This window comes from Polyangium fumosum (genome assembly GCF_005144585.1).
Taxonomy (GTDB): domain Bacteria; phylum Myxococcota_A; class Polyangia; order Polyangiales; family Polyangiaceae; genus Polyangium; species Polyangium fumosum.
Genome location: NZ_SSMQ01000008.1, coordinates 138,631 through 157,013, shown reverse-complemented (window position 1 = coordinate 157,013; position 18,383 = coordinate 138,631). Strand labels below are relative to the sequence as shown.

General features: G+C 69.1%; 17 protein-coding genes. 5 read left to right on the top strand and 12 right to left on the bottom strand.

Annotated features, from left to right (window positions below):
* Positions 1-21 precede the first annotated feature (21 nt).
* From E8A74_RS10395 to E8A74_RS10385, 3 genes are all read right to left on the bottom strand, one after another.
* Positions 22-906, bottom strand: coding sequence for a hypothetical protein (locus E8A74_RS10395; RefSeq protein WP_136928799.1), 885 nt, complete (start codon positions 904-906; stop codon positions 22-24).
* 275 nt (positions 907-1,181) lie between these two features.
* Positions 1,182-3,251: a hypothetical protein gene (locus E8A74_RS10390; RefSeq protein ID WP_136928798.1), complete on the bottom strand. Its 2,070-nt coding sequence runs from the start codon at positions 3,249-3,251 to the stop codon at positions 1,182-1,184.
* Between the two features lie 63 nt (positions 3,252-3,314).
* The gene (locus E8A74_RS10385; RefSeq protein WP_232379477.1) at positions 3,315-5,180 is read right to left on the bottom strand and encodes a SpoIVB peptidase S55 domain-containing protein; all 1,866 of its coding nucleotides are present in this window, start codon (positions 5,178-5,180) and stop codon (positions 3,315-3,317) included.
* Between the two features lie 234 nt (positions 5,181-5,414).
* Between E8A74_RS10385 and E8A74_RS10380 the strand changes: the two genes are divergently transcribed.
* A complete protein-coding gene (locus E8A74_RS10380; protein WP_136928797.1) occupies positions 5,415-5,666 on the top strand; it encodes a hypothetical protein in 252 nt (83 codons plus the stop codon).
* Positions 5,667-5,942: 276 nt separating this feature from the next.
* Here E8A74_RS10380 and E8A74_RS10375 read toward each other — a convergent pair whose 3' ends face one another.
* Complete coding sequence (locus tag E8A74_RS10375; protein ID WP_211365329.1) at positions 5,943-6,488, bottom strand: hypothetical protein; 546 nt, start codon at positions 6,486-6,488, stop codon at positions 5,943-5,945.
* Between the two features lie 295 nt (positions 6,489-6,783).
* Here E8A74_RS10375 and E8A74_RS52100 point away from each other — a divergent pair, with 295 nt between their 5' ends.
* A complete protein-coding gene (locus E8A74_RS52100) occupies positions 6,784-7,182 on the top strand; it encodes a methyl-accepting chemotaxis domain-containing protein (protein WP_170229021.1) in 399 nt (132 codons plus the stop codon).
* Here the strand turns inward: E8A74_RS52100 and E8A74_RS10365 are convergent.
* Both E8A74_RS10365 and E8A74_RS10360 read right to left on the bottom strand, forming a co-directional pair.
* Positions 7,118-7,960 (bottom strand): Uma2 family endonuclease, encoded by an 843-nt coding sequence (locus E8A74_RS10365; RefSeq protein ID WP_136928796.1) that lies wholly within the window; start codon positions 7,958-7,960, stop codon positions 7,118-7,120. The two genes, E8A74_RS52100 and E8A74_RS10365, sit on opposite strands and share 65 nt — an antisense overlap.
* 94 nt (positions 7,961-8,054) lie before the next feature.
* Positions 8,055-8,426: a hypothetical protein gene (locus E8A74_RS10360; protein ID WP_136928795.1), complete on the bottom strand. Its 372-nt coding sequence runs from the start codon at positions 8,424-8,426 to the stop codon at positions 8,055-8,057.
* Positions 8,427-8,530: 104 nt separating this feature from the next.
* On the opposite strand from E8A74_RS10360, the gene E8A74_RS53840 reads away from it, so the two are divergent.
* Positions 8,531-9,835, top strand: coding sequence for a serine/threonine-protein kinase (locus tag E8A74_RS53840; RefSeq protein WP_136928794.1), 1,305 nt, complete (start codon positions 8,531-8,533; stop codon positions 9,833-9,835).
* 15 nt (positions 9,836-9,850) lie between these two features.
* The gene (locus tag E8A74_RS10350; protein WP_136928793.1) at positions 9,851-12,130 is read left to right on the top strand and encodes a DUF2169 family type VI secretion system accessory protein; all 2,280 of its coding nucleotides are present in this window, start codon (positions 9,851-9,853) and stop codon (positions 12,128-12,130) included.
* A 22-nt stretch (positions 12,131-12,152) separates the two neighbouring features.
* Here the strand turns inward: E8A74_RS10350 and E8A74_RS10345 are convergent, their stop codons facing one another.
* The 6 genes from E8A74_RS10345 to E8A74_RS10320 form a co-directional block, all read right to left on the bottom strand.
* Complete coding sequence (locus tag E8A74_RS10345) at positions 12,153-13,166, bottom strand: hypothetical protein (RefSeq protein WP_136928792.1); 1,014 nt, start codon at positions 13,164-13,166, stop codon at positions 12,153-12,155.
* Positions 13,163-13,537 (bottom strand): hypothetical protein, encoded by a 375-nt coding sequence (locus E8A74_RS10340; protein WP_136928791.1) that lies wholly within the window; start codon positions 13,535-13,537, stop codon positions 13,163-13,165. Before E8A74_RS10340 ends, E8A74_RS10345 begins: the two co-directional genes overlap by 4 nt.
* A gap of 4 nt (positions 13,538-13,541) precedes the next feature.
* A complete protein-coding gene (locus tag E8A74_RS10335) occupies positions 13,542-14,384 on the bottom strand; it encodes a DUF4123 domain-containing protein (RefSeq protein WP_170229020.1) in 843 nt (280 codons plus the stop codon).
* Positions 14,381-14,749 (bottom strand): PAAR domain-containing protein, encoded by a 369-nt coding sequence (locus E8A74_RS10330; RefSeq protein ID WP_136928789.1) that lies wholly within the window; start codon positions 14,747-14,749, stop codon positions 14,381-14,383. The genes E8A74_RS10335 and E8A74_RS10330 overlap by 4 nt, the downstream gene beginning before the upstream one ends.
* A 3-nt stretch (positions 14,750-14,752) precedes the next feature.
* Positions 14,753-16,828 (bottom strand): type VI secretion system Vgr family protein, encoded by a 2,076-nt coding sequence (locus E8A74_RS10325; protein ID WP_136928788.1) that lies wholly within the window; start codon positions 16,826-16,828, stop codon positions 14,753-14,755.
* A 62-nt stretch (positions 16,829-16,890) separates the two neighbouring features.
* Positions 16,891-17,094, bottom strand: coding sequence for a hypothetical protein (locus E8A74_RS10320; protein WP_136928787.1), 204 nt, complete (start codon positions 17,092-17,094; stop codon positions 16,891-16,893).
* A gap of 81 nt (positions 17,095-17,175) precedes the next feature.
* On the opposite strand from E8A74_RS10320, the gene E8A74_RS10315 reads away from it, so the two are divergent.
* Positions 17,176-18,375, top strand: coding sequence for a hypothetical protein (locus tag E8A74_RS10315; RefSeq protein ID WP_136928786.1), 1,200 nt, complete (start codon positions 17,176-17,178; stop codon positions 18,373-18,375).
* The last annotated feature ends 8 nt before the right edge of the window (positions 18,376-18,383 follow it).

Genomic DNA, 18,383 nt, shown 5'->3' with positions numbered 1-18,383 from the left:
CGTCCGGCCCGCTCGATCACACTACTTCACACAGACGCCGATCCCGTCGGGGTAGCTGTTCGCGCCGCCCTGGCAGAACATGCCCTCGGGGCAGTCGTTGCCGCCCGTGTGGCAGAGCGCGAGGCACTTCTTGAAGGCGGCCACGCAGAGGTAGCCCGCGGCGCACGGGCAGGCGCCGTCGAGCCCGCTCGCGCCCGGCGCCACGCAGCTCGTCGTGCCGTCCTCGCGCACGATCGTGCACGTCAGGCCCTCGGGGCACGACGTGTCGTCGAGCAGCGTGCACTCCGTCGCGGGGATGCACACGGGGATGGAGAGCGGCGCGGCGTTCATCGTGTCGTCCGCCATCGGCGCGGGCGCGCAGTACGTGTCCTCGGGACACGCCTCGACCGCGCCGCAGCAGTAGGGCCTGCACGAGCCCACGCTCGACCCGGTGCGCGCGCAGCCGAGCCCCGGCGCGCAGTCGCTCCCCTTCGTGCACGGGTCGCCGGCCTGGAAGGTGCCCGGCGTCAAACACTGGGCTGACGCGCCGTTCGGGGTCGGCACGATTTGACACGCCACCTGCGGCGTGCCGTCGGGGTTCATCGCGACGCCGCAGCCGAGCGCGCTCTCGCTCGACATGCACCCCGCGCCGCAGAGATGCGTGTACGACGTGTTGCCGTCGGGCGGCGGGTTCGGCGGGGGAAAGTCGATGCCGCCGCCCGAGGTGGCCCCGCCCGTCCCGCCGCCGTCGGTCGTGGTCGGCCCTGTGGCTTCGCTCTCGCCTGAGGACCCGGAGTCGTAGTCCACCACGTTCGAACGCTCATAACTGGCGTCGACCTGGAAGCTACACGCGACGCCGAGGACAGACGTGGCCGCGAGGAAAGAGAGGAGGTGAAGGGAGTGGGGGGAGCGCTTCGTAGAGGCCATGGCAAGGAGGGGTGCGAGCGCGGGAAGGAATGCCCGAGGTTATCACCACCCCTCATTCACGTCCCGTGCCGCGGCCTGCGCACGCACGGGATCGACGCGTCAGGATCCCGCCTCCCGCCCGCGGATGCAGCACGAACGCCCCGCGGGGCACAGAGGAGGTGGGAGGCTTCGGCGTCGAGATATGACGCCCGTGTCGTGGCGCGAGGTCGAGGCACAGCACCCGGCTCTTCCCGCTCCGTCGACAGGCGCGGGAAGAGCGTCAGGGCATCGTCGGGTTACTTCGCTTCGACGTCGCGCGTGACCAGGTTGCCGGCGCTGTCGTAGGCGCGGACGGCCACGATGTGCGCCCCGGGCGGCACGATCGACGCGATGTCGACCTCGAAGGCCTCGGCGGGCTCGTCGAGGACGCCGTCGCTCGGGAAGAGCGGGCGCCACTCGTCGGAGCCGGCGATCGAGACCTCGATGCGGGCGATGGGGCCGAGGCCGTCGACGACCTCGCCCTTCAGCTTGCGGCCTTGGATGGCGAGCGCCTTGTAGACGGGCGGCGTGTTGTCGACGAGGACCGTGGCCGATTCGAGCGCGTGCTTCTGCACGCGGTCGGGCGGGTTCGAAAGCTCGTCCGTCGCCTCGACGAGGATGCGGTAGGGGCCCTCGGGCAGGCCCGTCGTGTCCCAGTCGAGCTCGGGCCGCGTGAGCTTCTCGCCCGGCTTCTGCACGCTGCGCCACGTGTTCTGGCCTTCGAGGCGGTACGAAACGCGGTAGCGCAGGTCGTCTTGATCGGGGTTGTCGACGCGCCACGAGAGCTTGACCGAGCTCGACGGCCGCGGCGACTCGCCGCCCGAGGCGACGATGCCCATCTTGGCGCTCTTGCTGCCGCTGTTCTTCGCCGTCGCGTCGATCGAGGTGATCACCGCGCGCGCGTTGTCCGTGACGAAGTAGAGCGTGACCTCGCGCAGCACCGCCTTCGGGTCGCGGCCCCACCGCGCGCGGATCTGCACGTAGCGGCCCGGCGGGCTCTGCACGTCGCCGGGCGCGCCGAGGCCTGAAGACCACGCGCTCCACGTCGCGTCGGGCGTCTCGGTGTTGCCGCTGCGCGTGGAGAGCTCGAGCTGACCTTCCGAGCGCCACGCGAGGCGACCAAACGTCGCGCGCAGGCCTGCGTCGAGCACCTTGCTCGTCCACACCGCGTCGGCGCCGCCCGTTCCCTTGATCTCGCGGAACACCACGGGGTCGGTCGTCGCGAGGAAGCGCTGCTTGCCGCTCACCACGACGGCGCCGATCTGGCGCTCGTCCGTGTCGGCGACGAGGCTCGCGACGTGCGCGTCGTCGACCGTGTAGAGCCGCCCCTCGGCGCCCGTGCCCACGTACGGCGCGCCGCTCTCGTCGATCGCGAGCGAGACGTAGTGCGTGTCGTTGTCGGTGAGGAGCTGCTCGGCGATGCCGTCCTTGCCGAAGCGGTAGAGCATGCCCTTGCCGGGCTTCGCGGGCCGCGTCGACTGCGGGCCGGCCGAGCTCGTGCGGTTGCGCTTCGGCGGCGCGAAGCTCTCGTTCATCTTGTTCGCCACCACGAACATCGCGCCGTTCTTGCCGAACGCGATCGCCTTCACCTCGTCGGCGTCGAAGTCGTACGCGACCGTCGCGCGACCCGGGCCCGTGATCTTGTAGAGCAGGCCCTTGCCATTCGAGCCCGCGTAGACCGTGCCGTCGTCGGCGACCGCGAGCGAGACGATGTGCGCCTCGTCGCTGTCGAAATGCACCTGCGCCTTGCCGGCTTGATCGACGCGGAAGACCTTCCCCTCGGGCCCCGTCGCCGCGTAGAGCGACTTCGACTTCGCGTCGAACGCGAGGGCCCACACGTCCTCTGCGCCCGGCAGATCGCCGAACGCCGCTGCGGGGCCGCCGTTGCCGCCGCCCGCGGGCAATCGATAGAGCTTGCCCTCGGGGAACGTCCCCGCGATGACGTCGCCGTTCCACGCGAGGACGAGCGCGCTCACGGCCATCGCGCCCGTCGTCGCGACGAGCGTGGCCTTGCCGCCGGAGACCTTGAAGATCTTGCCGTCGCTGCCGGTGCCGAGCAGCACCGAGCCGTCGGGCAGCACGACCGAGCTCCACACGCTGCTCGCGTCCTGCACGGGGATCGAGCCGAGCGTGAGGCCCGCGCGCACGTTGCCGTTCGAGTCGACGCTCACGCCCGTCAGATCGCCGCCCTTCAGCTCGTCGATCGTGTCGAGCTGGAAGGTGCGGGTGCCGACGGCGGAGGCCGTCTTCGCGGGAACGACGGCGGCGGCGAGGACGAGCGCGCCGATGCCGAGGCGCGCGAGCTTTCCAGGAGAGAGGGATGTCATGCGTGGGGCTTTCTTCAGGCGGCGAGAAACAAGAGGCTGAGGGTGAGGGGAGTGCGGGGGGGCTCAGCGCAGGACGTTGCGCACCTTCACGCGCACGACGTCGCGACCGATCAGGAACTGCTTCAGCGGCACGGCGGTCTGCACCTGCGCGACGAACACCTCGGCCGAGTCGGAGTCGACGCTCGATCGGAGCGTGTCGAGCGCGCCGGCGGGCAGGCGCGAGGCGAGCTTGCCCTTGTAGGCAGCGCCGTTCTCGCGCAGCCGGAACGAGGCCACGATGCTCTCCGGATCGAAGGTCTGGTTCGGCAGGTTCGCCACGAGCTGCGCGACGTTCTCGGGCGAGGGCAGCGGGCGCTCCACCTCGTAGCCGGGGGCGAGCTCGATCTCGACCTCGCGGCCCGCGAGCTCCGTGGGCACGTCGACCTCGATGATCTTCGTCTCGGTCTTGCCCTGGTAGCGCTGCAATTCGAGCTGGATGTGCACCTTCGCGCCCGCGTCGATCTCCGGTTCGAGGATCTTCGCGCCGCGCAAGGTCACGACATCCCGTTCGTAGGAGACCTTGACCTCGGTCTCGATGCCTTCGATCGACACCGGCTCCCAGGGGTTGTTCATGAGCGAGCCGACCGCGCGCACGAGGCGGCCGCGCACGAAGTCCTCGGCGCCGGGCGGATTGCCGCTGCCGGCGCCGAAGTCCGTGAGCGTGATGGTTCCCCAGCGACCGATCTTCAGCTTGCTCGTGGCGCGGTAGGTGAGGTCGTTGCGCTCGGAGGCCGAGGTCTCGAACGCATTGCCGATCGCCATCGCGACGAACGTGGGCGAGAGGAATTGATCCTGCGCGACCTCCAGGTTCCACGTCGGGTGCGGGACGCCGCCGGGCGCGGTGATCGTGACCTTCATCGGGAAGACGGGCGCCTTCACGGACGCGTCGACGACGATCGCGGCCTGTCGATCGTTCACGAGCGCGCCGACGGAGCGCACGGACTCGCCAATTTTGAAGCTCCGGTTCTGGCTCGCCATGATCCAGTGCACGCGCGCGACGGCCGTGGGCAATGCCTCGATGCCGCCGCCGAGCATGGGATGACCAAAGGCGACGAGCTTGTCGCCGCTCACGCGCGTGACCGTGCCGAGGCCCATCGCGGAGATGTCGCCGCGGATCAACTCGACGCCGATCGCGCCGCCGTCGACGAACTTCGTGGGCGCGTCGGCCGGGGGTTTCGTCGACGTGCCGCCGCCCGCCTGGAGCGGCTCCATCCCCATCGGCCCGAGCAGGTTCTGCGCGATCTTGAGCGACGACCCCGCGAGCCCGCCGAGCATGATGGGCGTCGAGGCGCGGGCGAGCGCGCTGCCCTCGGGCGGCGCGAGCAGGCTCGCCGCGCGGGACGCGAGCTGCGTCGCGTGTCCTTGGAGGTCATAACTTTCCGGCGCGCCGTGGAACGCGCGGGCGTGTTTGTCGCGCTTGACGCGGCCGTCGTCGTCGACCGAAGGCAGGGGGCCCTTGCCGGGGATGGGCATGATTGCCTTCGGCATCGGGCGGGCGAGCTCTTCGAGCATCGACTTGATGGGCGTGACGCCGGCGATGGGCTCGACGCCGAAGAGCCATCCGTAGGCGTAGGCGCCGATCATCTTGCCATTGAGGTAGATGGGGCTCCCGCTCATGCCGCCGACGGTGCGGGCGACGTCGAGGCGCGGGTGGTTCGGCGTCTTGATCAGGATGAGATCCTGGTTGGGCCGGAAATTCCTGAGCGTGGAGATGACCTCCACGTCGAAGCGCTCGGGGTTCGTCCCGGAGAACACGGTGAGCCCGTAGCCCTTCATGCCGGGCTTGACCTCGGAGAGCGGCAACGTGTCGGGCGGGTCCGTGACGGCCTCGGCGACGCCCACACCCACGAGGGCGCTCGTGATCACGCCGAGGGCGAGGCCTGCGGGCACGACGCGGGAGCCGGGGAGTCTGTCGAGGAGGGAAGATCGAGGAGAGGCGGGGCGAACTGCGTCGCGGACGGGGAGGAGGCTTCTCGGCACGGGCAGAGCTTAGCGTGAAAATGGAGCGGGGACAGAGCCGCGAAGGTGGATCGATCGTGGGGATCACGGCGGGTTCGTGGGAAAGGACGCGGGGAGACTGCGAAGTCGAGGCGAGTCGGCTCCGCCCGCGCTAGGCTCGGGCGCGTGTCCGGCAAGGACGTTGCCGTCGTCGTCCTCCTGATCGTGGGGTTCGCCTCGTTCGTGACCACGCATGTGTGGCTCGCGGGCAGGCTGATTCTCCACGGATCGTCCCGCCTGCGCGGGCTGCTCGCGCTCGTCGTGCCGCCGCTCGCGCCGATCTGGGGATATCGGCAAGGCTTCCGAAAAGGCGCCGTGTTGTGGGTGGCCACGCTCGTCACGTACGTGGCGGCGCGGGTCGTCGCGCATCTCGCGTGAGCCGAAGCGGTCCTAGAACATCGATCGGTTCAAGAACCGCTCGATGTTCTAGGTGGCTGGTGTTTTTCGAGCCGCGACCACCACAGCTAGCGCATGTTCACGCAGCGGCCGCGCTGCAGGTAGCGTGTCCGCTGCGAAAAACACCAGCCACCTAGGCTTCTTTCGTCCCGAGGGGGACGCCTCGCGTCCCCCTCTCGCCCGGGCAAAGCCCGGTCGATTCACCCCCCGAGGCGAGCTCGCTTCGCGATCTCGCAGAGCATCGAACCGTTCGATGCTCTAGAACTCGGGCGCTTGCTTCACCTTCCGCGCCCAGGCGAGTTTCGGGGCGGCTTCGGTGATCCAGCGGCTGCGGACCTTGGCGGCGAGCTCCGGGTGTTCGGAGGCGACGACGGCGAAGCCATGGACGAGGCAGGTGCCCGGGAAGGATTGGTAGGCGGCGAGGGCGCCGAGGTAATCGTCGCGGTGGAGGAGGTTGTCGATACGTCCTTCGAGGAGTTCGATGACCATGGGCCGGACCTCGGCGCCGACGGACTGGTTCATGCGGATACGCTGCCGGCCGCCGATCCGTACGCCGTTCGCCTCGGCCAAGGGCATGGCTTCATCGATCGTCTTGGCGAGGCAGGCTTCGGGGTCGTTCGGACCTTCGATCGGCGTGTAGAGGAGGGTGGCGGCGGCGTAGTACGCATCGCCGTAACGAAACGACCTCCGTGTCGGCTTGCCGAAAATCTTGAGGCCGCGCCAGTTTTTCTTGTCGGCGAGGGGGACGAGGATCGTCTGCGCGTTGTCCGATCCGTTGACCCAGGGTTCGGTGGCGAGGCGCATGAGCGCAGCGAACGTGGGATCGTCGGCGTCGCCCCCGGGGGTTTTGGGGGTGACGGATTCGGGGCTCGGTGGGCGGGGGGGTGCGCTGGGCGCGCTGGGGGCATCGGGTGCGCTGGGTGCGTCCTGGGTCTGCGCGACGGTCTGCATGGCGCAACCCTCGGCGGCGGCGAGGAGAAGGGCGAAAAGAGGAAGCAAACGCGGCAGCGACATGGCGAGCCCCTTGGGGTGAGCGAGCCTCAAGACGAGAAGGTAGACGGAGTTCACGTGCGGAGCACGCAGGGGCGCGGGCAGGATCGTGGGGCCCGGGTGGAGGTCTGGGGACCTCCCGGACGAAGTCGGCGACCTCCCGGACGAAGTCAGCGACCTCCCGGACGAAGTCGGCGACCTCCCGGACGAAGTCAGCGACCTCCCGGACGAAGTCAGCGACCTCCTGGACGAAGTCAGCGACCTCCCGGACGAAGTCAGCGACCTCATGGACGAAGTCAGCGACCTCCTGGACGAAGTCAGCGACCTCCTGGACGAAGTCAGCGACCTCCCGGACGAAGTCAGCGACCTCCCGGACGAAGTCAGCGACCTCCTGGACGAAGTCGGCGACCTCCCGGACGAAGTCGGCGACCTCGCGCGTGTGGTCAGGCGGGTTCGCCGATGGCGTCCACGAAGGCGCTCGCGCTCGTCGCGGTGGCGGCGAGGATGAGCCAGCGATCGAGCGTCTCGATGTCGGTGCACGTCGCAATGCGCGCGCGCGTCAGAGGCGGAACGACCAGGCCGCGAGCGAGGAGGACCCGTTCGATCGACGTGACACGACCACGTGCTTCCCCACGCGTCTCGCCGCGTGCTTCGCCACGCTTTTCCACCCACTCGTCCGTGTAACGCGCCACCTCGCGTTGATCGAAGAACGCGGTCACGGGCAGCGTCGTGAGCCCGTACTTGTCGAGCGCGGGGATCATCGGGACCTCCGCGCCGGGGCGGTAGACGACGGACGCGACGCCGCGGCGCAGGACCTCGACCTCGTGCCGCTCGGCGTGGACGATCCACACCTCGGGCCAGTCGTGCTCCAGGTAGAGCTTCACCTTCTCTTCGAGGTACTTCTTCGACTGCGTGCCGCGGATCTCGACCGCGAGCACCGGCGTGCCGCGATAGGCATCGTTTCGCGGGGCGGCGAGGTCGCTGACGACGACGACGTCGGGCGCGCGGAGCGAGGGGCCCTGCTCGTCGGTCAGGTCGCAGTAGATGTCGGCGAGGACCGTGTGTCCCTCCCGGGCATGCACGCGGAACAAGGCCGCGAGCAGGGCCATGACAATGGAGTCGGTGGCCTCGCCTCTCATTTGTTCCACCAGCCCGCCTCGGTGAAGCTCCCAGGGGCTAGCGTCGTAGCAGTCGTCCGGGGTGCCGAGCCGAAGGCCGTTCGGTCCGAAGTCGCGGAGCTCGATCGGGCCGGTCCTGCGGGGAGGGCGGGTCGGTCGTGCGTCCATGGGGGGGACGTAGCACGAGCGGCCGGATCGCGACGGACGAGGGGACCCGACGTATCCGTCGGCCAGGGCGGAGGGCCGGCGCCGCGAAGGAGCGCTACCGCTCGCCGCGGCGGAGGCGATCGAGCTCCGCCTGGAGCGCTGCCGCTCGTTGTTCGGCCTCATCGGCCCGCTTGCGCTCTTCCTCGGCCCGCATTCGCAGCTCATCGGCCCGCATTCGCAGCTCATCGGCCCGCATTCGCAGCTCGTCGGCCCGCATTCGCAGCTCGTCGGCCCGCATTCGCTCTTCGTCGACCAGCCGCCTCGCCTCTGCCAAAGCGCGCTCGGCCTTCTCGCGATCCTGGGGCCGCGCGGCCGGCAGCATGTCCACGACGCGCCGCCGCTCCTCGGCAGACAGGGCATTCCAGACCTCCTCGGGAGGGGCGCGCGGGTCCTCGGGATCGACGGCGAACGCTCGCGGCGGCGTCATGGGGGAAACGTAGCATGGCGGGTCTCGCCATCGCCGCTGCGCGCCGCGGGTGCGTCGCCGAAGGTCGGTGTGTTAGCGTCGCAAGAACGAGTTTTTCCGCCCGCATGAGCACCGATAGCGCCCCAAAGAGCCCCGCCGGTGCCTCGCCCGAGCCGAAGGCGCCCGAGCTGGGGGACGTCGTCGCGGGCAAGTACCGCGTCGAGCGCGTGATCGGAAAAGGCGGCATGGGGCTCGTGGTCGAGGCCCAGCACACGACGCTGCCTCAGCGCGTCGCCATCAAGATCCTCCTGCCCGAAGCGGCCAAGCAGGACGACGCCGTGGAGCGATTTCTGCGCGAGGCCCGCGCCGCCGTGTCGATCCAGAGCGAGCACGTCGCGCGCGTGATGGACCTCGGCACACTCGCGTCCGGCTTGCCGTACATGGTGATGGAGCTGCTCACGGGGGCCGATCTGCAAGAGATCGTGCGGCAGCGCGGACCCTTGCCCATCGCGCAGGCCGTCGACGCGCTGCTGCAAGCCTCCGAGGCCATCGCCGAGGCGCACGTGCTCGGCATCATCCATCGCGACCTCAAGCCCGCGAACATCTTCGTCACCACGCGCCCCGATGGATCACCGCTCGTGAAGGTGCTCGATTTCGGCCTCGCCAAGGCGACGAGGGGCGGCGCGCTCTACACGAGCCTCACCGCGGCGAACGTGATCATCGGCTCGCCGTTCTACATGTCGCCCGAGCAGATCCGCGGGCTCAAAGGGCTCGACGCGCGCACCGACATCTGGGCCCTCGGCGTCATCCTGTATCAGATCCTCACCGGCAAGCGGCCCTTCGAGGCGGACGCGACGCACGCGCTTTTCCTCATGATCGGCGGCGATCCGCCCGCCCCGCCGCGCTGGCAGAGGCCCGAGATCCCCGCGGGGCTCGAGGCCGTCGTGCTGCAATGCCTCGAAAAAAAGCCGAGCGATCGCCCGCCGTCGGTCGCCGATCTCGCGCGGCTCTTGCTCCCGTTCGCCTCCGAGGAGGGGCGCATCTCGGTGGAGCGCATTCATCGCCTGCAAGGCGTCGCGCCGCCCGAGCGTCCGCCCTCGATCCTCGACGGGACCGAGAAAGGCGCGGCGCTCGAGCAGGCCGTGCGGCAAGCGTTCGGCGAGGTCTCGCTGTCGGACAACGCGACGACGCTGAAGCGCCCGGTCAAGGCGCCTCCACCCGAAGTGCCCGCCGCGGCTCTCGCGGCTCCCGCGGAGGAACTGAATGCGCGCAATGGCGCCACGGTGGTGATCCCGAAGCCCGCGCCGATGGCCTCGGCGCCGGTCCTCGAGCCGCCGAAGCCAAACGCGCGTGGGCTCGTCGGGGTCGTCGCGGCCGTGATCGTGGTCCTCGTCGTGATCGCCGCGGTGCTCGCCTTGCGCGCGTGGTGATAGCGTCGGCGGGCCATGGACGTCGTCGCTCAAGGTCCGCTGCCCGTCGCCTCGCTCCTCTGGCAATCGCGCCCCGGCACGTGGGCGCTCACGGTGATCTGCAAGGCGACGTTCTTGCTCGTGCCGACCGAGGCGCAGCTCGCGCCCGAGCAGGATCCGATCGTCGAGCAGGACGAGCACTGGGACGACGACGAGACACGTAGCCTGCGCGCCGCGAGCGACATCGCCCCGCTCAAGCAACGCGCCGACGTCGTGCTCGTGGGCATGGCCTTCGCGCCCGAGGCGCGCCCCGTGCGCTCGTTCGTGGCGCGGATGATCGTGGGCGACATCGATAAATCGGTCGAGGTGTTCTGCGACCGGGCCTTCACGCTCGACGGCGCGCTGCAAGAAGGGCCGCGCATCACGCGGATGTCCTTGCGTTACGAGCGCGCGGGCGGCGGGCCGGATACGTGGAACCCCGCGGGCATGCGGCCCGACACGCGGGATCGGCAGGGCCGCATCGCCGTCCCCAATTTGCAGCCGCTCGACAAGGTGGTGAGCGGCCCTGGAGATTTGCTGACGCCGATCGGATTGGGTCCGATCGCGGCGCGCTGGCCCTCGCGGCAGCAGAAGCTCGGTCGTCACGCAGGTCGTTGGAGCCCCGCGGATCTCACGCGCGCGCCCGCGCCGGAGGACGTCGAGATCGCGTACTACCAGGTCGCGCCGCCCGATCAGCAGGTCGACGTGCTGCGCAGCAACGAGCGCATCGTGCTCGACAACCTGCACCCGACACACGCGCACCTCGTGACGAGCCTGCCGGGGCTCGAGCCGAAGGCCGTGCTCGCGGGGCGCGAAGGGGGGCCACGCGTGATCCCGATGCGGGCCGATACGCTGGTGATCGATACGGAGCGCGCGGCCCTCGTGGTGACGTGGCGCGCGCAGATTCCGCTGCGAAGCGCGCAGGAAGAGGGACACGTGACCGTCAGCCTGGAGCACGCGGAGAAGGAGCCGGCGCCACGCGAGGAGATGGGCAAGACGACGGCGTTCGTCGGCGACGAGGAAGGGCCGGCCACGTTGCCCTTCAAGGCGACCTCGCCGGACGCGGTCATCACCTTCGCGCCGGCGCCGCCACGATCTCCGCTCGCTCGGCCACCTTCGGAGGGGACGGTGGCGCTCGAGCGGGTCGATCTTCCTTCGCCCGCCGCGGCGTTGCCCTTCGCCGCGACGTCGCCGGACGCGAACGAGAACGCTGCTGCTCCGGCGATGAAGCCGCCTGCGTTGATCTTCGAGACGCCCGCGCTTTCTCCCGCGCCCGCGCCGAGCCCGTGGGCGAGCGGCGTGCCGCAGACGCCCGCGCCAGACGCGCCGGGGACCGCGCCGCACGCGCGGGCGCCGGAGCCGATCGTTGCTGCTCGAAAGACCATCGGCGAGGTCGTGGTCGAGGGTGCGTTGCCGACGTCGCCCGCGCCGTCGGCCGCCGCGGCGCCGGGCTTCGCGGTCGCGCCGTCGGCGAACGGGGGCATGTCGCCGAGTGATGCGCTGCTGCTCGTGTGGCTCGATCGCAAGACCATGCCGCGCGTCGTGCGCAAGCGCGCGTGGCAGGAGATCCTCGACGCGCGCGAGGAGGAGCCGATCGATCCGGAGTTCGACGATCCGGCCCTCTTCAAGGACCCGGCCGAGATGGAGGACCGCGCAGAGGCGCACGCGATCCTCGGTCGTGCTGCGGCCGTGAGCTTCGAGGGGTTGCTCGACGCGGCGATGCGGGCGGCGAAAAAGGCCCATGCGATTCCGCCCCTCGAGGTCTGCGAGGGCGAGCTCTCGCTGCCGTTTGATCCCATCGAGGCCTTGAAGACGACGGCGGCGACGGCGAGGCCGTTCGCGGCGGGAAAGGAGGCGCTCTCCGCAGCCATCGAGGAAGCCGAAGGGTTCATCGGCTCGCCGGGTTATCAGAATGCGCCGGGCCTCGCGGAGCGCTTCACCCGGAGCATCCGCGAGGCGTATGCGTTGAGCGCGCACGGGCTCGGCGGGGACGACCTCGACGTGCTCGTCGCGCGCGCGCTTTGCGAGGGCCGGCATTACCAGCGGCGCCGGGTCCTCGGCGGAAACCACCTGCGCGCGCTCCTGCGTGCGCCGGGCGAGCGGCACCCGCTGGTGGTCTACTTGCCGGGCGCCATCGCGGACGATCTGCCGCTCTTCGGGCAATTTCCCGCGCGGCTCCTCGGCGAGGTGCATTTCGCGGTCGACCCCGAGGAGAAGCTGCCGATCGCGCTGCGGGCCGTGGCGCTCGGGCGGGTCGTGCGGCTGCCGCAGGCCTGACGCGCATCGCGGGATTGCCGGCTCAGAACTCCGTCACCCACTGGGTGCAGTGTGCGCAGCGCGCCTTGTATTTGAAATCGAAATCCGTGGCGTAGGTCTTGATCTGCTCCAGGCGCACTCCGCGCAGCAAGAGCTGAACGGCCGCGTCGACCTCTGCGCAGACGTAGACTTCCCAGGCCTCGACGCACTGGATCTTATTGAGCTCCGCGCGCAGCGGTTCGAGCACCTTGGCATAAACCTCCGCGGCTTTCGTGCAGCGGATCATCCCGTCCTGGTCCCGATAGAAGGCCTGAAAGGGCCGGTGGTTTCCCACGGAGCTGATCCCGAACGCCATCGTCGTTTGCGTGCCTTCCTCGACGACCGCCGTGCAGAGCGTGGGGTTGTCGCTGACGATGGCCGTCAGCGCCTTGGGATCGTTGAAATGTTCCTTGTGAGCCCTCGCGAGCGCCGCCACTTCTTGCTGGTGCTGCTTCTCGCGCAGCTTCTTTTGCACCTGCTCGGCCGCGATCAACGTCTGCTTGTCCTCGTTGCCCTGCGTCCTCCTCTGCTCGTTTCGCTGGATCAGCTCCTTCTGCTTCTTCTCCTCGTCGCGCCGCTTCTTCTCCTGGTCGACGAATTTCTTGAGAGGGACGAGCGTGGTCCCCCAAAACTTGTGAAACGCGGTCCACTTCGACAAAACGTTCGTGTCGCCCGCCCGCTTTACCCTGTACAGATCTTGATAAAGCTCCCCGATGGTCTCGGGCGCCACGATTTGTTGCTGGAGGCTGACGGCCTCCTCCACGAGGTCCTCGACCTTGCCTGCGAACTCCCTGATCTCCTCGGGGGTCCTTTCCTTCTTCGCGGGTGCGCTCGACGACGGCTCGGCGACCTTGCCCGCGGCACATGCGACGCTCGCGCTGGGCGGCGTCGAGGGGAGCGCGACAGAGGCAGCGTTGATCATGCTCGTCGCTGCCGTCGAGGTCGTCGACGTGGTGGTCGTGGTGGTCGTGGTGGTCGACGTGGTGGTCGTGGTGGTCCGGGGATCGGGGGACATCATCGCGTCATCACCTCCGGGTCCGAAGCCTCGCGCCATTCCTCTTCGGTGAGCCTGTCGCGGAGCGCGGCGATTCGCTCGTCGGGCGGGATCGCCTCGTCCGTCAGAATGGCGCGCACGGCCGGGTGTTCGTGAAACCTCGGCCCCACGACGATCGAGAGCCCCACGAACGCGCCGAGCGACGATTGCCACGTGAGCCCGAACGACCGCCCCTGCGCCACGCCCGCGCGGATGGCCGCGCGGAGGTGCGCGTCGTCGAGGCGATGAACCTCGGGTTCGGGACGCTGGCGGAGGAAGACGAAAATGCGCTCGACGAGCGCGTCCTCCACCAGCGGTTCGAAGGCCTTTTGCTGCCCCCGGCGCAATGTCAGCATCGCCTCATCCCTCCCGGGCGAATCGCAGCACCTCGCCCGTGGTGCCCTCGACGAGAAACGATTCGATCTCCGTGCCGGCTATCTCGCTTTTTTGCCGCGGCGTACATGCCGGCCAGAACAGCCGCAGGACGCGCGGGTCATACAAACGGAAATACATCCGCTTCCCCGTCTCCTCGTCCTGCACCATGAGCGACCGGCGCAGCCTTTGGCGGACCTCCTTGAAGGGTCGCGCGCTCGTCAGATACACGCCCCAGCTCGCGCCCCACGCGTCCTCCACGAGCACGGGGAGCAGCGGCGAGCCCGGCTGGAGGTGCACGAGGTACGGCGCCACCTCGGCGAGGGCCTCGCCTTTTGGGCCTTCGTAGAGCGAGCGAAATTCCTCGTCGCATGCGGCGAGCAAGGCGCGGACGCGCCGATCCCGGGCTGCGTCCAGAATCGCGAAGAGATGCTTCTCCCGCGACAGCACCACGAGCGCCTCCCGGCGCGCCGAAAGCATCTCCGGCGAAGGCGGCGGCGCGGGCGGCGCCGGCGGCAGCTCCGACCGGAGATCCTCGCTGCGGATGCGGAACAGAAACCGCGTCCCGCCCGCGCCGATCCACGCGCCGTTCTTCAGCTCGGCCTCGTCCACGTGCTTGCCGTCGAGCTCCGTCCCTTGCCGGCTCCGGTCGCGCAGGCGGCACGTGGCGCCGTCCCATGCGAGCTCGAAATGCACGAGGGCCATCTTCTCGTCGTGCGCCAGGATCAGATCCGCCCGCCCGCCGCGCCCCACGCAAAAGGGCTGTCCCAAAGGGAGCCGCACCCGTTGCCCTGCCGATCGCCCCGTCACAATGGAAAGAACGGCCTTCATGGCTCCCCGCTCGGCCCGGCGAGCGAGCTCGGCTCGCATTCCTCGCAAAAGGGCAAACCCAGCGCCGCGGCCAGGAGCAGCACCTGGATCTGCGGCGTCGTGCCGATGTTCACCGTGGCAAATCCGGTGCTGATCACCGCGCCGTCCACGGCCACATCGTCGACGCGCGCGGCCGGCATTCCGCCGATGAACACCGTCTCGCAACCCTTGGCGATCTCGCTCGGCACCTCCTGGCAAAGGATCTCGTCCTCGACGCGCGCGGCCGGCTGGAAGCCGATGATCACCGTCGGGCACCCTTCGGTGATGATGCCCGCGCCGTGGACCTCGCACGTCAGCTCGTCGTCGATGCGCGCAGCGAGGGGCATGGCCTAGCTCCCACCTTGGCCGGACGTGCCGCCGGTGCCCGTGCTCGAATTCCCCGCCGGCGCGCCGGGCGGCCTGTCGCGCGGCTCGGCCTCCGTCGCGTCCTCGGGCGCGTCGGGGGAGGCGCCCTTGCCGAAGGCCGGAAACCCGCCGCTGTTGATGTTGACGAGGAGCCCCACGATATCGATGCCCATCGGGTGGAAATCGATGAAGCCGGCCGGTCCCTTGATGGTCAGCCGCAGCCCGGCTTCGAGCACGAGCGTCATCCCCGCCTTGAGGTGGATCTCCTGCCCGGCGTCGAGCGCGTAATCGGCCCCCACCTTCTCCTGCTTGCCCATCTTCACGGTGAGCGAGACGCCGCCGTCGACCTGGCTGCGCTGGTCGAGCAACACGTGCAAATGGTCCTCCGATTCGATGAGCTGCTTGCGCGCGCCCTTCACCACGAGGTCGGACGTGCCGTCCACCGTCTCCATCTTGTTGTGCTGCGTGCGGAGCACCTCGTCGTTCTTGACGAGCTTGTGCAAGTCCCGCTCGGCCTGCACGTAGACGCGCTCCGATCCGGCCTTGTCGTCGAATTTGATCTCGTTGTAGCCGCCCGTGGCGGGGGAGGATTGGCTCTTCCACGTGCTCACGGTCATGTCGTCCGGCAGCTTGTACGGCACCTGCTCGATCGCATTGTAGACGCGGCCCGTCACGATCGGCCGATCCGGGTCGCCGTCGAGGAACGTGACGAGCACCTCCTGGCCGACGCGCGGAATCGTGATCATCCCGTACGCCGTGCCGGCCCAGCCCTGGCTGACGCGCATCCAGCACGAGGAGCGGTCGTCGCTCTGGCCCTCGCGATCCCAGGGGAACTGCACGCGGACGCGGCCGAATTCGTCGGTATGGATCTCCTTGCCCGGCGGGCCCACCACGGTCGCGCTCTGCACACCGAAGACCCGCGGGCGCGGCGTCTTGACCGGCGGGCGATACGGGGCGGCGGGGTCGGAGAAGACCGCGGCGCCGCGCATGGTCCATGCGTCGCCCGGCGTGCCTTCCACGGAGAACGACGAGACGAGCAGCCGCTGGCTCGGCGCGAGCGAGGGGTGCAAGTGGTCCTCGATCGTGAAGACCGCGCCGGGGAAGAGGTCGAGGGTGTTCGTGTCGAACGTGACCCGACGTTTGTCGGCGCGCAGCGATTGCAGGCGGCGCGTCGCGAGGTCTGTCCCGTATTTGGGGTCGTGCCGGGCGATGCCCTGATCGTCCGCCACCGGCGTGCCGCCGCCGCCCATCGTGCCCTCCACGAGGAACGCGCCCGGGCCGTAGGTGTATTGCTCGTATTTGCCCTCGGGGCCCGTCGCGGCAGGGGTGGCCTCGCCGAGGAGCTCGAAGGAGGGTTTGCGGAAATCGTGGTCGCGCATCACGTGCGCGCCCGGCCGGACCTCGTGGCCGAGGCGTACGAGCGAGAGGAACTCGCGCTGCGCGGCCTGGTTCGGGTTGTCGACGAAAGGAATGGGCGGGCGCGGCGCCGCCGCGTGCAGCTTGTCGCCGAACGTGAGCACGGAGCCCGCGCCGTCCTGGTCCGAGAACCAGAACGTGATGCCGGCCTCTTCGAGCAGGCGAGACAGGAACGTGAAATCGCTCTCGCCGTATTGCACCTTGAATTCGAGCTTCGGATAGAGCCCACGATCGATCTGCCAGGTGGGCTTGACGCCCCATTCGCCGAGGAGCACGTCGGTGATGTCGGGGATGGAGAGGTGCTGGAAGATGCGGTGGTTCGTGCGCTGCGTGAGCAGCCAGAGGTCGGGGACGATGGACAGGTGATAGGTCGATAGCCCCGTCTCTTCGGTCTGGGCCTGGTATTGCTCGATGTAGCTGCAGACGCCTTTCCAGGTGCGCGTGCCCTGGTCCTGCACGTAGGTCCATCCGGCCACGATGTGGAGCGAGGCGGGTTTGCCGACGATCGCCTCGAGGTCGAGGTCCGGCCGCTGCGCCCGCGCCACGATGGAGACGTGGAAGAGCTCGGAGAGGGCTTCTTGCACGGAGAAGTTGTGCACGGAGAGCTTCGCTCCGCCTGATAACGTGAGTTCGAGGATCGGCATACAGGTCCCCCTTCGATGGCCCGCTCAAGGGGAGAGCGGCTTGGGTTCGTCGTTGTGGGAGATCACGGCGCGATCGGGGTAGACCCGCGAGACGCGCAAAAGACCGAGCAGCCCGTGAGCTCGGCGGTGAAAGAGACGGGCGGATTGACGTTCGCGCCCGCGTCGTCGTGGACCTCGGCGTCGGGGATGTGCATCGTGGGCCGCGTGCGGGCGAATTTGAGGGGCCCGTGTTCGAGAAACTTCTGTGTGCCGGTGGCGCTGGCCATGGGACGCTCGCTCCGGAGGAGAAGCAAAACGGATCTCGTCGGCGCTGGCAAGCAAGTTCGTGGGCGTTGTAAGATCCGCGTATGAACGTTCCGCTCCATCGCACGGCGATGATGGGTATCACGGCCGTGCTCCTATCGAGCTGCGTCCTCGGCGAGGAGTACGACGAGTATGCCCCCAAGCCCCCGCCAAACCTCGCGTGTGCCGTGATCCCCTGCGGGGGCAGCGGCGATACGTGCGCGCCGTTCGTGATCGAGCCGAACGTCGTCATGGGGGCGCTGAGCTCGGACGCCGCGTCGATCGTCGTCCGGCAATACGAGACGCCCGGCTCGGTTCGGCGCTTGCCGAAGCCGGGCTGTTCGGCGCCCCTGCTGGACGTCGGGGGCCTACGGGTCGAATGGGCCGTGGTCTCGCACGATTTCCTCGCCTGGACCCAGCGCGGCAATGAGACCACGTGCCTCGGGTCGAATCTCTCCTGGTGCGACCCGAGGGACTGCAATCCCGACGTGATCCCCGTGCTCGGCGAGCAACCCGAGTTCGAGAAGCTCGCCGGGATCACGCTCGGAGGCGATTTCCTCTATTACATGCTCACGGACGGGCTCGTGGGGCGGGTGAAGAAGGGCTCGACGAAATACGAGGCGCTCTGGATCGACCCGGAATACAAGCAGGACAAGGCGGCCGCGCTGCTCTACGACATCCGCTACAGCGAGAGCGACGGCCGGCTCTATTTCACGCGCTTCGCGCTGGGGGACGACGTGCCGAACTCGTGCGACGACGGCGAGAAGCCTTTGACCGGCGCGGTGTACACGATCGATCCGTCGGTGGGCGTGGGCGTGGAGGAGAAGGCGCTCGCGGCGGGCCTCAATGACCCGTCGAGCCTCGACGTCTCCGAGGAGTACGTGTTCTTCTTCGCGCAGAACAACGCGCTCCTGAACCGCGTATCGAAGTCCGGTGGGAAGGTGGAGTCGTACGTGCCGAGCAGCGGCGAGCTCATCTTCTCCAATGCGGCGACGGACTTCACGCTCGCGGTCTTGCCGCCGGTCGAGGTGAATGGGGACTGGGTCTATTTCGGCGCGTCGACGTACGACGGCGGCAAGGCGATCGCGCGGCTGCCCGTGGGCGGCAAGAATTGGGGGAGCCAGGTGGCCGAGATCGTCGTGCGGCCGAGCGGGCCGTTCCATTTCACGGTCGACGACGAGGCGCTCTACTGGATCGAATGCGAGACGAACGCGGCGTGCGCGAACGGGCGGCTCAAGGCGCTCGCCCTGTCGCCGCCGCCGTGAGCGTTCGG